The following is a 12,407-nucleotide window of genomic DNA, read 5'->3' as shown; positions in this document are numbered from 1 at the left end:
GCCCTTGCCGCTGAGGTCCAGCGTCAGGCCGGTGGCGCGGGCGAATTCGGCGTCGCCATCGGCGAGCATGCGCAGCTTGCCGGTGGTCCCCTGCTCGCGCGCCCAGGCGCCCATCACGAAGGCGTCGTTCACGCTCAGGCACCAGATTTCATCGGCACCGGCGGCCCGGAGCTCTGCGGCCTTGGCCACATAGCCCGGAACATGCTTGGCTGAACAGGTAGGGGTGAAGGCGCCGGGCAGCGCAAACAGGGCAATCGTCTTGCCGGCCGCGGCCAATGCGACGGGAACGGGGTTCGGGCCCAGGCTACAGCCTTCGCCTTCGACTTCCGAATACTCCATCAGCGTGACTGCGGGCAGGGTGTCACCGACTTTGATCATCATCATCTCCTTGGAACGGGGGAATGGGTAAATGGGTGGGTCTTCCGGGGGCCCACAAGATGAAACGACCCACATTGTGGGCCGTTTGCGCAGGACTTGGTTGTTCCGGGGTTTTTCCCTCGGGCAGATCCGCTTACAGCAGACCGGCCTTTTGCACCAGGCGGGTGGCCACCCAGTTCTTCGTCCGGGACAGCGGTCGGCTCTCGGTGATTTCGATCACGTCGCCCAGGTGGTACTCGCCCCTTTCGTCGTGCGCGTGATACTTGCTCGACTTGGCGACGATCTTGCCGTAGAGCGCGTGCTTGACGCGGCGCTCGACCAGCACGGTCAGCGTCTTCTGGCGCTTGTCGCTGACCACCTTGCCGACCAGGTTGCGCTTGAGGGATTTTTTGGCGTCCGTCATATGGGCTCCTTACTTGGCGGTGGCGGCTTGTTTTTGCTTTTGCGCAAGAATGGTCTTGGCGCGGGCGATGTCGCGGCGCGTGGTGCGCAGCGTGCTGGTGTTGCTCAGCTGCTGCAGCGCCTTTTGCATGCGCAGGCCGAAGTGGGCCTTTTGCAGCGCCTTGATTTCGGTCTCGATCGCGGCGGCGTCTTTCTGGCGCAGTTCGGTCGTCTTCATTGCTCGTTCTCCTGACTATTAGGCGCCGATCAGGCGGCTGACGAAGGTGGTGCGCAGCGGCAGCTTGGCGGCAGCCAGGCGGAACGCTTCACGCGCCAGTTCCTCGGTGACGCCGATGATCTCGAAAACGACCTTGCCGGGCTGGATCTCGGCCACGTAGTACTCGGGGTTGCCCTTGCCGTTGCCCATGCGCACTTCGGCGGGCTTGGTCGAGATGGGCTTGTCCGGGAACACGCGGATCCAGATGCGGCCGCCACGCTTCACGTGGCGCGAGATGGCGCGGCGCGCGGCCTCGATCTGGCGGGCCGTGAGGCGACCACGGTCGGTGCACTTCAAACCGAAATCACCGAAGGCGACGGACGAACCCCGCGTGGCGACCCCCGTGTTGCGGCCTTTTTGCTCCTTGCGGTATTTGCGGCGAGCAGGTTGCAGCATGCTTATTCTCCTTTGCCGTCCGCTGCCGTAGCCGGCGCGGCGACCTTGCGCACGCGCTTGGCGGCGGTGTTGTCGGTGCCGGCGGCTTCGGCCGGCTTGTCGCTGCCATCGGCAGCGTGGCCGCCTGCCGGGCGGCGCGGGCCACCCCGGCCGGCACCCGGGCGCTCGCCCCCCGGGCGACCATCACGGCGTGGACCGCGTGGCCGGCGCTCCTCGTCGGAGCGCAGGTTCTCCGCGGCGGGCAGGTCGTTGCGCCCCAGCGTGTCGCCCTTGTAGACCCAGACCTTGACGCCGATCACGCCGTAGGTGGTCTTGGCCTCGGAAGTGCCGTAGTCGATGTCCGCACGCAGCGTGTGCAACGGAACGCGGCCCTCGCGGTACCACTCGCAGCGCGCGATCTCGATCCCGTTGAGCCGGCCGGAGGACATGATCTTGATCCCCTGGGCCCCCAGGCGCATGGCGTTCTGCATGGCGCGCTTCATGGCGCGGCGGAACATGATGCGCTTTTCGAGCTGCTGCGTGATGCTGTCGGCGACCAGCTTGGCGTCGATTTCGGGCTTGCGCACCTCCTCGATGTTCACCGCCACGGGAACGCGCAGGCGTGCGGCGAGTTCCTTTTTGAGGTTCTCGATGTCTTCGCCCTTCTTGCCGATCACCACACCCGGGCGGGCCGAGTAAATGGTGATGCGCGCGTTCTTTGCCGGGCGCTCGATGAGGATGCGCGAGACCGCAGCGTTCTTGAGCTTGGTCTTGAGGTACTCGCGCACCTTGATGTCTTCGGCGAGCATGCCTGCAAACTCGCGGTCGCTGGCGTACCAGCGGCTGGACCAGTTGCGGCTGACCGCCAGGCGAAAGCCGGTAGGGTGGATTTTCTGTCCCATGGTCTTCCCCGAATCCTTTAGTTGCCCACCGTCACGTACACATGGCACGTGGGCTTGCTGATGCGGTTGCCGCGGCCCTTGGCATTTGCGGTGAAGCGCTTGAGGGTGGTGCCTTGCTCGACGTAGATGGTCTTGACCATCAGTTCGTCGATGTCGGCACCGTCGTTGTGTTCGGCGTTGGCAATGGCCGACTCCAGAACCTTCCTGACGATTCCCGCGGCTTTTTTGCGCGTGAAGTTCAGGATGTTCAGCGCCTGGTCCACCTTCTTGCCGCGGATCAGGTCGGCGACCAGCCGGCCCTTGTCGACCGACAGGCGGACGCCGCGCAGGACTGCACGTGTTTCAGACATGGTCGTTCCTCATTTCTTCTGGACTTTCTTGTCCGCGGGGTGACCCTTGAAGGTGCGCGTGAGGGCGAATTCACCCAGCTTGTGGCCCACCATCTGGTCGGTGATGTAGACCGGCACATGCTGCTTGCCGTTGTGCACGGCGATGGTCAGCCCGATGAAATCGGGCAGGACCATGGAGCGGCGCGACCAGGTCTTGACGGGTTTCTTGTCCTTGGTGGCGACGGCCTTTTCGACCTTGGCCAGCAGGTGATGGTCGACAAATGGACCCTTTTTCAGAGAGCGAGTCATCGGTTCCCCTTACTTCTTGCGACGCGACACGATCATCGTCTGTGTGCGCTTGTTGTTGCGGGTGCGATAACCCTTGGTCAGGTTGCCCCAGGGATCGACCGCATGGCGGCCTTCGCCGGTGCGGCCCTCGCCGCCGCCGTGCGGATGGTCCACCGGGTTCATGGCGACGCCGCGAACCGTGGGACGAATCCCCATCCAGCGCTTCACACCGGCCTTGCCGAGTTGGCGCAGGCTGTGTTCCTCATTCGCCACCTCGCCAATGGTGGCGCGGCATTCGATGTGGATCTTGCGCACTTCCCCCGAGCGCATGCGCACCTGGGCGTAGGTGCCTTCGCGCGCCAGCAGCGTCGCCGAAGCACCGGCCGAGCGCGCGATCTGCGCACCGGCACCGGGCTTGAGCTCGATGCAGTGGATGGTCGAGCCCACGGGGATGTTGCGGATGGGCAGCGTGTTGCCCGCGCGGATCGGGGCCTCGGCGCCGGACAGCAGGCTGGCGCCCACCTCCAGGTTGCGTGGAGCGATGATGTAGCGCCGCTCGCCGTCGGCATAGCACACCAGGGCGATATGCGCCGTGCGGTTCGGGTCGTACTCGATGCGCTCGACCTTGGCGGGAATACCGTCCTTGTTGCGCCGGAAGTCCACCACCCGGTAGTGGTGCTTGTGGCCACCGCCCTTGTGGCGCGTGGTGATGTGGCCGTTGTTGTTGCGGCCGGCCTTCTGGAATTGCGGCTCCAGCAGGGGGGCGTACGCTGCCCCCTTGTACAGGTGGTCGCGCGTGACCTTCACCACGGCACGGCGGCCGGGTGAAGTGGGTTTCATCTTGATGACAGCCATGATTTAAGAGCCCTCCGCAAGGTTGATCTCCTGACCAGGCTGCAGCGTGACGTAGGCCTTGCGAACGTTGTCGCGGCGGCCGATGTGCTTGCCGAAACGCTTGCTCTTGCCCTTGGTGTTGAGCACGGAAACGCCTTTGACCTCGACCTTGAACAGCAATTGCACGGCCGCCTTGATTTCCGGCTTGGTCGCGTCCTGCAGCACCTTGAAGGTCACGGTGTTGGTCTTCTCGCCGACCATGGTGGCCTTTTCGGACACGATGGGGGCGACCAGCACCTGCAGCAGACGACCTTCGTCAAACTTGGGTGTGCTCATGCGAACATCTCCTTGAGTTTGTCGATTGCGCCCTTGGTGACGAGCACTTTCTTGAAACGCACCAGCGACACGGGGTCGGCGTAACGGGGCTCGACGATGAGCACGTTCACCAGATTGCGCGAGGCCAGGTACAGGTTTTCGTCCACCTCGTCGGCGATCACCATCACCGACTGCAGGTTCATGGCCTTGAACCTGTCGGCCAAGACCTTGGTTTTGGGCGAGTCGAGCTTGAACGATTCGAGCACCGCCAGACGGCCCTCGCGGGCCAGCTGCGAGAGGATGGAAGACATGCCCGCGCGGTACATCTTCTTGTTGATCTTCTGCGTGAAGTTCTCCTCGGGCAGGTTCGGAAAAATCCGCCCGCCCCCACGCCACAGCGGCGAGGAGGTCATCCCCGCGCGTGCCCTGCCCGTGGTCTTTTGCTTGAAAGGCTTTCGCGTCGAGTGCCGGACCTGCTCGCGGTCTTTCTGGGCACGTGTGCCCTGGCGCGCGTTGGCCTGGTAGGCGACCACGATCTGGTGCACCAGGGCCTCGTTGTATTCACGACCGAACACGGTCTCGGGAACGTCCAGATGGGACGCGCCCTGGCCCTGGTCATTGAGGAGTTCGAGTTGCATCAATCTGCTCCCTTGGAGGCCGCCGGGACCCGGATCGCCGGACGCACCGTCACGAACCCGCCCCGGGAGCCCGGGATGGCGCCCTTGATGAGCAGCAGCTGACGCGCTTCGTCGATGCGGATCAGGTCGAGGTTTTGCGTGGTCTTGGTGACGTCGCCCAAGTGGCCCGTCATGCGCTTGCCGGGGAATACGCGGCCCGGATCCTGCGCCATGCCGATGGAGCCGGGAACGTTGTGCGAACGGCTGTTGCCGTGCGACGCGCGCTGCGAGCTCATGTTGTGGCGCTTGATGGTTCCGGCGTAGCCCTTGCCGATCGAGGTGCCCTGCACGTCGACCTTCTGGCCCACGGAGAACACGGCAGCGACGTCCACCGAAGCACCCGCCGGGTAGCGGGCCGCGGTATCGGCGGTGACACGGAATTCCCGGATGATTTCGCCGGCCTCGACACCTGCCTTGGCCAGGTGACCGGCTTGTGGGCGGGTCACGCGCGATGCCTTGCGCGCACCGAACGTGAGCTGCAAGGCCACGTAGCCATCGTTGTCTTGGGTTTTGACCTGGGTCACGCGGTTGTTGGACACGTCCACCACCGTGACGGGGACTGCGTCCCCATCATCGGTGAACAGACGCATCATGCCCACCTTGCGACCCAGCAACCCCAGGGAGTTGCTCAGACTCATTGATTTCTCCAAAACTTTCACCGTCGCAACTTCAATTGGCCGCGGCGTTTGCACTGCATGTGCATGAAAGAAGGGTTGATGAAACTTCTCCCGCAAGGCGCCCTTTTTCTCTGGTCTCTGGGCGTCTTTGGATGCCTTCAGGCGCAATCCGGGAAAAGCCTGCGATTATGGCGCGAACTGCCCGTGCAAGCAAGCCCGCGTTGTCTTTCGTTACTGCAGTTTGATCTCCACGTCCACGCCAGCGGGCAGGTCGAGCTTCATCAAGGCGTCCACCGTTTTGTCGGTGGGGTCGACGATGTCCATCAGGCGCTGGTGCGTGCGGATTTCGAACTGGTCGCGACTGGTCTTGTTGACGTGCGGCGAGCGCAGGATGTCAAAGCGCTTCATGCGCGTTGGCAACGGCACGGGGCCCTTGACGATGGCGCCGGTGCGCTTGGCGGTATCGACGATCTCGGCCGCGGACTGGTCGATCAGCTTGTAGTCGAACGCCTTCAGGCGGATGCGGATTTTTTGCTTCGAGGACATGGCGCTTCCTTGTTCTGCTGCCGGGTCAGGCAATGATCTTGGCCACGACACCCGCGCCCACGGTGCGCCCGCCTTCGCGGATTGCGAAGCGCAGGCCTTCTTCCATGGCGATCGGGTTGATCAGCTTCACGGTGATCGAGACGTTGTCGCCCGGCATGACCATTTCCTTGTCCGCCGGCAACTCGATGGCGCCGGTCACGTCGGTCGTGCGAAAGTAGAACTGCGGGCGGTAGTTGTTGAAGAACGGCGTGTGGCGTCCGCCCTCGTCCTTGCTCAGAACGTAGACCTCGGCGGTGAAATGGGTGTGCGGCTTGATCGATCCGGGCTTGCACAGCACCTGGCCGCGCTCCACGTCTTCGCGCTTGGTGCCGCGCAGCAGCAGGCCGACGTTGTCCCCGGCCTGGCCCTGGTCGAGCAGCTTGCGGAACATTTCCACGCCCGTGCAGGTGGTTTTTTGCGTGTCGCGGATGCCGACGATTTCGATTTCCTCGCCGACCTTGATGACGCCGCGCTCGATGCGCCCGGTGACCACGGTGCCGCGGCCGGAGATCGAGAACACGTCTTCCACGGGCATCAGGAAGCTGCCGTCGATGGCGCGCTCGGGCGTGGGGATGTAGCTGTCCAGGGCCTCGGCGAGCTTCATGATCGCCTCTTCACCCTGCGGCCCCTTGTCGCCCTCGAGCGCGAGCTTGGCCGAGCCGCGGATGATCGGGGTGGAGTCGCCGGGGAAGTCGTATAGGGAACGCCGACCTGGCGTGCGAGCAGGATGTGCTCGCGCGTCTGCGGCATCGGGCCGTCGGCGGCCGAGCACACCAGGATGGCGCCGTCCATCTGCGCGGCGCCGGTGATCATGTTCTTCACGTAGTCCGCGTGGCCGGGGCAGTCCACGTGCGCGTAGTGGCGGTTGGCCGTTTCGTATTCCACGTGCGCGGTGTTGATCGTGATGCCGCGGGCTTTTTCCTCGGGGGCTGCGTCGATCTGGTCGTAGGCCTTGGCCTCGCCGCCGAACTTGGTCGACAGCACGGTGGCGATGGCCGCCGTGAGCGTCGTCTTGCCATGGTCCACGTGACCGATCGTCCCCACGTTGACGTGGGGCTTGGTGCGTTCGAATTTTCCTTTTCCATTTTCAATTCTCCAAAGAGCGATGCCTGTGTCGTGGTTTTAGGTCTGCATCCGGTTGCTGCATCGCCCCGCACAGGCAACGGGACGGCACCGGATCGCAGACCGGGGATCGGTGAAGAAAGCGTCGCAGGGGCGGGCTTGCTTACTTGGCGCGCGCGGCCATGATGGCCTCGGACACGTTGCGCGGCGCCTCGCTGTAATGCTTGAATTCCATCGTGTAGGTGGCGCGCCCCTGCGACATCGAGCGCAGCGTGGTCGAGTAGCCGAACATCTCGGACAGCGGCACCTCGGCCTTGATGGCCTTGCCCCCGCCGAGCATGTCGTCCATTCCCTGCACCATGCCGCGGCGCGACGACAGGTCGCCCATCACGTTGCCGGCGTAGTCTTCGGGCGTCTCGACCTCCACCGCCATCATGGGCTCCAAAATCACGGGGCCGGCCTTCCTGCAGCCTTCCTTGAAGCCGAAGATCGCGGCCATCTTGAACGCCAGTTCGTTCGAGTCCACGTCGTGGTACGAGCCGAAGTGCAGCGTGACCTTGACGTCAACTACGGGGTAGCCGGCGAGCACACCCTGCGTGACGGCCTCGTTCACGCCCTTTTCCACGGCCGGGATGAATTCGCGCGGAACCACACCGCCCTTGATGGCGTCGATGAACTCGATTCCCTTGCCGGCTTCGTTGGGTTCGATCTTCAGCACCACGTGACCGTACTGGCCCTTGCCGCCGGACTGGCGCACGAACTTGCCTTCGGCCTCCTCCACCGTCTTGCGGATGGTTTCGCGGTACGCCACCTGGGGCTTGCCCACGTTGGCTTCGACGCCAAATTCCCGCTTCATGCGGTCAACGATGATTTCCAGGTGCAACTCGCCCATGCCGCCGATGATGGTCTGGCCCGATTCCTCGTCGGTGCTCACGCGAAACGACGGGTCTTCGGCGGCCAGGCGCGACAGCGCGATTCCCATCTTTTCCTGATCCGTCTTGGACTTCGGCTCCACGGCCTGGCGAATCACGGGCTCGGGGAAGACCATGCGTTCGAGCGTCACGATCGCCGCCGGGTCGCACAGGGTCTCGCCCGTGGTCACGTCCTTCAGGCCCACGCAGGCGGCAATGTCGCCGGCGCGGATTTCGTCCACCTCCTGGCGCTCGTTGGCGTGCATCTGCACGATGCGGCCGATGCGCTCCTTTTTGCCGCGCACGGGGTTGTACACGGTGTCGCCCTTGGCGAGCACGCCGGAGTACACGCGCACGAAGGTCAGCTGGCCGACGAACGGGTCGGTCATGAGCTTGAACGCCAGGGCCGAAAACTTCTCGGCGTCGTCCGCCTTGCGGGTGACTTCCTTGTCGTCTTCGTCGAAACCGGGAACGGGGGGCACGTCCTGCGGCGAGGGCATGAGTTCGATCACGGCGTCGAGCATGCGCTGCACGCCCTTGTTCTTGAACGCGGTGCCGCACAGCATGGGCTGGATTTCACCGGCGATGGTGCGCGCGCGCAGGCCGGCGGTGATCTCCTCCTCCGACAGGTCACCCTCTTCCAGGTACTTGTTCATGAGCTCTTCGGTGGCTTCGGCAGCCGCCTCGACCATCTTCTCGCGCCATTCCTTGGCAGCGGCGTGCAGATCGGCCGGGATGTCCTCGAAGCTGAACTTCATTCCCTGCGAGGCCTCGTCCCAGACGATGGCCTTCATCTTGCGCAGATCGACCACGCCCTTGAAGCCCTCTTCGGCGCCGATCGGGATCACGATCGGCACCGGGTTGGCCTTCAGGCGCAGCCGCATCTGCTCGACGACCTTGAAGAAGTTCGCCCCGGTGCGGTCCATCTTGTTCACGAAGGCCAGGCGCGGCACCTTGTATTTGTTCGCCTGGCGCCAGACGGTTTCCGACTGCGGCTGCACGCCGCCGACGGCGCAGTACACCATGCAGGCGCCGTCGAGCACGCGCATGGAGCGCTCCACCTCAATGGTGAAGTCCACGTGCCCGGGGGTGTCGATGATGTTGATGCGGTGCTCGGGGAAGGACATGTCCATGCCCTTCCAGAAGCAGGTGGTGGCCGCCGAGGTGATCGTGATGCCGCGCTCCTGCTCTTGCTCCATCCAGTCCATGGTGGCCGCGCCGTCGTGTACCTCACCAATCTTGTGGTTCACGCCGGTGTAGAAAAGAATGCGCTCGGTGGTCGTTGTCTTGCCGGCGTCGATATGCGCCGAAATACCGATGTTGCGGTAGCGCTCGAGGGGGGTCTTGCGAGCCATGGTGGATCCTTGGGATGGGTCGTGTTGGGTTCGGTCAGGGTGTGGGCCTGCGGCGCCGCACCCCCGTGCTTGGCGCGGGGCTGGGGCTGTCAGGTGGCCAAAGGAATGGACCGGAGGAGGGAGCGCTGCGCCGGATCAGAAGCGGAAATGGCTGAACGCCTTGTTGGCTTCGGCCATGCGGTGCACCTCGTCACGCTTCTTCATGGCGCCGCCACGGCCTTCCGTGGCCTCGAGCAGTTCGTTCGCCAGGCGCTGCGCCATGGACTTTTCGCCGCGCTTGCGCGCCGCTTCCTTGATCCAGCGCATGGACAGCGCGAGCCGGCGCACGGGACGCACTTCCACGGGAACCTGGTAGTTGGCGCCGCCCACGCGGCGCGACTTGACTTCGACCATGGGCTTGACGTTGTTGATCGCAACGGTGAAAGCCTCCAGCGGGTCTTTGTCGGGGTGCTTTTTCTCGATCAGTTCCAGCGCACCGTAGATGATGCGCTCGGCTACGGCCTTCTTGCCACCCTCCATGATCACGTTCATGAATTTGGACAGTTCCACATTGCCGAACTTGGGGTCCGGCAGGATTTCACGTTTGGGGACTTCGCGACGACGTGGCATTTTCTTTTCCTCTTTGCTTCAGTTGGCGTCCCTGCGGACACCGCGAGAGCCATTCAGGACTCCCACTTACTCGACCCGCGCAAACCGTGCGCCTGGGGTCACTACGCTGCATCACCGCGCCATGCGGGGCAGCACCGGGTATGCCGGGCATTTCAGCGCCCGGGGTTTACTTCGCCTTGGGCTTTTTGGCACCGTACTTGGAGCGCGCCTGCTTGCGGTCTTTCACGCCTTGCAGGTCGAGCGAGCCGCGCACGATGTGGTAGCGCACACCGGGCAGGTCCTTGACACGACCGCCGCGCACCAGCACCACGCTGTGCTCTTGCAGGTTGTGGCCTTCACCGCCGATGTAGGAGATGACCTCGAAGCCGTTGGTCAGGCGCACCTTGGCGACCTTGCGCAAGGCGGAGTTGGGCTTCTTGGGTGTCGTGGTGTACACCCGGGTGCACACGCCGCGGCGCTGGGGAGAGTTTTCCATCGCGGGGCTTTTGGACTTGATCTTTTCGACCTCGCGCCCCTGACGGACCAATTGGTTGATGGTTGGCATGCAATGCGTCCCTGAACGTGATTTAAACGGGATGAGCGTAGAAAACGAAAACGTGAAACCCTTCGGAAATCCCGAAAAGCCCACGAGTATAGCAGGACAGGGTCGGTTCACCGGATCCACAGGCGCAGCGCATCCCAGGCGCGGCCCCACATGCCCGCCTGCTCCACGCCTTCGAGCGCCACCAGCGGCACCTTGCCCAGGGCCTGGTCGCCGAGCATCACCTCCAGGGTGCCGATCGACTGGCCCTTGGTGTAGGGCGCGACCAAGGGGTCGGGGCGGGCGATCCGGGTGCTGATCTTGCCGGCGCTGCCCGCGGGAATGGCCACGACGATGGCCTCTTCACGGCCGATCCTGAGCTGGTTTTCCCGGCCCTTCCAGATATCGGGCGTCGCCACCGCCTGGCCGGCGTCGAACAGCTTGACCGCGTCGAAAGCGGTATAGCCCCAGTTCAGCAGTTTCTGGCTCTCGTTCGCACGCGCGTTCTCGCTGGCCGCGCCAAGCACGATGGACAGCAGGCGGCGCTGGCCCAGGCCGGGGAACTCGCGCCGGGACGTGGCCACGAGGCAATAGCCTGCGGCGTCGGTGTGGCCGGTCTTGAGGCCATCGACCGTCGGGTCACGGAACAGGAGCATGTTGCGGTTGCTGCTGTTCGACGTGGGCGTTCCGGGGTAGCTGTAGCGCTTGGTGGCGTAGTAGTGCATGTACTCCGGAAAGTCCTTCATGAGGCGCGTGGCCAGCACGCTCAGGTCGCGCGCCGTGCTCGTGTGGCCGGGCTCGGTCAGCCCCTCGGGGTTCTTGTAGCTCGTGGCGTTCATGCCCAGCGCCTTGGCCTGCTCGTTCATGAGCCGGACGAAGTTCTCGACCGTTCCACCCACGCCCTCGGCCAGCGCGATGGTGGCGTCGTTGCCCGACTGCACGACCATGCCCTGGATGAGGTCCCCGACCGGCACCTGCATCTTGGGGTCGATGAACATGCGCGAGCCGGGCATCTTCCAGGCGCGCGGGCTCACGGGCAGTTTTTGCGCGAGCGAGATCTTCCGCGAGCGCAGCGCGTCGAACACCAGATAGCCCGTCATGAGCTTGGTCAGCGAGGCCTGATCGACCGGCGCGTCGATGTCCTTGGTTGCCAGCAGTTGGTTCGCCGTGACGTCGAACAACAGGTAGCTGCGCGCGGCGATTTCGGGCGGCTGTGGCGCCTGGGCGTGGGCGGCGGCAGGGACGAGCGCAGCCAGAACGGCCAGGAAGCGCAGTGCGGACAGGATTCGTTTCATGGGTGGAGGGATGCGAGGGATACGAAAGGATGCGGGGAAGAGCGGGAACCCTGGTGGGGGACCTTGCTGCAACGGGACCTCAGGCGCCCGATTGCAGGTGGCGCAGCACCAGATTTTTCAAAAGCGGCAATTGTCCGTGAAAGAAATGGCCGCCTGCGGGAACGACCGTGATCGGCAGTATCTGGGGCCGCGCCCAATCCATCACGGCGGACAACGGCACGGTATCGTCCTGTTCCCCGTGCACGACCAGCGTGCGCGGATGGGCCTCGGGCGGCACCGGCGCGACGCTGAAACGGCCCGCGGCGGTGCCCACGAGCACGGCGTACTCGACCCGCCCCCCGGGCCAGAGGCTGGCCAGCGCGTGGCTGGCGACAAACGCGCCAAACGAGAAACCCGCCAGCGCAATGCGCTGGCCTTGGCTGCGCGGGGCCATCTGCTCGACCACGGCAAGCAGGTCCTGCAACTCGCCCCGACCCTCGTCGTGCACGCCGTCAGACGCGCCCACGCCGCGGAAATTGAAGCGCACCGCCGTCCAGCCGCACTGCACAAAGGCGCGCGCCAGGGTCTGCACCACCTTGTTCTCCATGCTGCCGCCAAACAGCGGGTGGGGATGCGCGATCACGGCCACGCCACGCGGCGCGCCCCCGTCCGCGCGCGCGGCGCCAGCGCGCAGGGCCTCGATGGCGCCTGCGGCACC

The 12,407-nt window shown here is 64.6% G+C and carries 17 protein-coding genes and 1 pseudogene; all 18 read right to left on the bottom strand.

The features are described 5' to 3' along the window. The coding region (locus VTU_RS0111055; protein ID WP_029554299.1) for a peroxiredoxin family protein at positions 1-378 on the bottom strand (378 nt) is incomplete at its 3' end. A gap of 133 nt (positions 379-511) precedes the next feature. Further along, a complete protein-coding gene (gene rpsQ / locus VTU_RS0111050; RefSeq protein WP_010104137.1) occupies positions 512-781 on the bottom strand; it encodes a 30S ribosomal protein S17 in 270 nt (89 codons plus the stop codon). Between the two features lie 9 nt (positions 782-790). Next, positions 791-997: a 50S ribosomal protein L29 gene (rpmC, locus tag VTU_RS0111045; RefSeq protein WP_010104135.1), complete on the bottom strand. Its 207-nt coding sequence runs from the start codon at positions 995-997 to the stop codon at positions 791-793. Between the two features lie 18 nt (positions 998-1,015). Then, positions 1,016-1,432: a 50S ribosomal protein L16 gene (rplP, locus tag VTU_RS0111040; protein WP_010104133.1), complete on the bottom strand. Its 417-nt coding sequence runs from the start codon at positions 1,430-1,432 to the stop codon at positions 1,016-1,018. A gap of 2 nt (positions 1,433-1,434) precedes the next feature. Then, positions 1,435-2,313, bottom strand: coding sequence for a 30S ribosomal protein S3 (gene rpsC / locus VTU_RS0111035; protein ID WP_010104132.1), 879 nt, complete (start codon positions 2,311-2,313; stop codon positions 1,435-1,437). A gap of 17 nt (positions 2,314-2,330) precedes the next feature. Beyond that, positions 2,331-2,663 carry a 50S ribosomal protein L22 gene (rplV, locus tag VTU_RS0111030; RefSeq protein ID WP_010104131.1) on the bottom strand — a complete coding sequence of 111 codons (333 nt, stop codon included), beginning with the start codon at positions 2,661-2,663 and terminating at the stop codon, positions 2,331-2,333. A 9-nt stretch (positions 2,664-2,672) separates the two neighbouring features. Further along, entirely contained in the window at positions 2,673-2,951 is a 279-nt protein-coding gene (rpsS, locus tag VTU_RS0111025; RefSeq protein ID WP_010104129.1) for a 30S ribosomal protein S19, read from the bottom strand. A 9-nt stretch (positions 2,952-2,960) separates the two neighbouring features. Further along, positions 2,961-3,785, bottom strand: a complete 825-nt coding sequence (gene rplB, locus VTU_RS0111020; protein WP_010104127.1) for a 50S ribosomal protein L2 — start codon at positions 3,783-3,785, stop codon at positions 2,961-2,963. Between the two features lie 3 nt (positions 3,786-3,788). Beyond that, complete coding sequence (gene rplW / locus VTU_RS0111015) at positions 3,789-4,100, bottom strand: 50S ribosomal protein L23 (protein ID WP_010104125.1); 312 nt, start codon at positions 4,098-4,100, stop codon at positions 3,789-3,791. Further along, entirely contained in the window at positions 4,097-4,717 is a 621-nt protein-coding gene (gene rplD / locus VTU_RS0111010; protein WP_010104124.1) for a 50S ribosomal protein L4, read from the bottom strand. Before rplD ends, rplW begins: the two co-directional genes overlap by 4 nt. After that, entirely contained in the window at positions 4,717-5,394 is a 678-nt protein-coding gene (gene rplC / locus VTU_RS0111005) for a 50S ribosomal protein L3 (RefSeq protein WP_010104121.1), read from the bottom strand. The genes rplD and rplC overlap by 1 nt, the downstream gene beginning before the upstream one ends. A gap of 210 nt (positions 5,395-5,604) precedes the next feature. After that, the gene (gene rpsJ, locus VTU_RS0111000) at positions 5,605-5,919 is read right to left on the bottom strand and encodes a 30S ribosomal protein S10 (protein ID WP_010104119.1); all 315 of its coding nucleotides are present in this window, start codon (positions 5,917-5,919) and stop codon (positions 5,605-5,607) included. A gap of 25 nt (positions 5,920-5,944) precedes the next feature. Further along, positions 5,945-7,050: pseudogene (locus tag VTU_RS26870) on the bottom strand (elongation factor Tu). 133 nt (positions 7,051-7,183) lie between these two features. Next, the gene (gene fusA, locus VTU_RS0110990; RefSeq protein WP_010104113.1) at positions 7,184-9,286 is read right to left on the bottom strand and encodes an elongation factor G; all 2,103 of its coding nucleotides are present in this window, start codon (positions 9,284-9,286) and stop codon (positions 7,184-7,186) included. Between the two features lie 135 nt (positions 9,287-9,421). Continuing rightward, positions 9,422-9,895: a 30S ribosomal protein S7 gene (gene rpsG, locus VTU_RS0110985; RefSeq protein WP_005798541.1), complete on the bottom strand. Its 474-nt coding sequence runs from the start codon at positions 9,893-9,895 to the stop codon at positions 9,422-9,424. Between the two features lie 166 nt (positions 9,896-10,061). Further along, positions 10,062-10,439: a 30S ribosomal protein S12 gene (gene rpsL, locus VTU_RS0110980; protein WP_010104110.1), complete on the bottom strand. Its 378-nt coding sequence runs from the start codon at positions 10,437-10,439 to the stop codon at positions 10,062-10,064. 107 nt (positions 10,440-10,546) lie between these two features. After that, the gene (locus tag VTU_RS0110975) at positions 10,547-11,710 is read right to left on the bottom strand and encodes a D-alanyl-D-alanine carboxypeptidase family protein (protein WP_010104109.1); all 1,164 of its coding nucleotides are present in this window, start codon (positions 11,708-11,710) and stop codon (positions 10,547-10,549) included. A 79-nt stretch (positions 11,711-11,789) separates the two neighbouring features. Next, positions 11,790-12,407: alpha/beta hydrolase (locus tag VTU_RS0110970; RefSeq protein ID WP_010104108.1), on the bottom strand; the 618-nt coding region annotated here is incomplete at its 5' end.

The sequence above is a fragment of the Verminephrobacter aporrectodeae subsp. tuberculatae At4 genome (assembly GCF_000193225.1).
GTDB classification, from domain to species: domain Bacteria; phylum Pseudomonadota; class Gammaproteobacteria; order Burkholderiales; family Burkholderiaceae_C; genus Acidovorax; species Acidovorax aporrectodeae.
The sequence above is the reverse complement of the archived record's forward strand: the minus strand, read 5'-3'. Positions and strand labels throughout refer to the sequence as shown.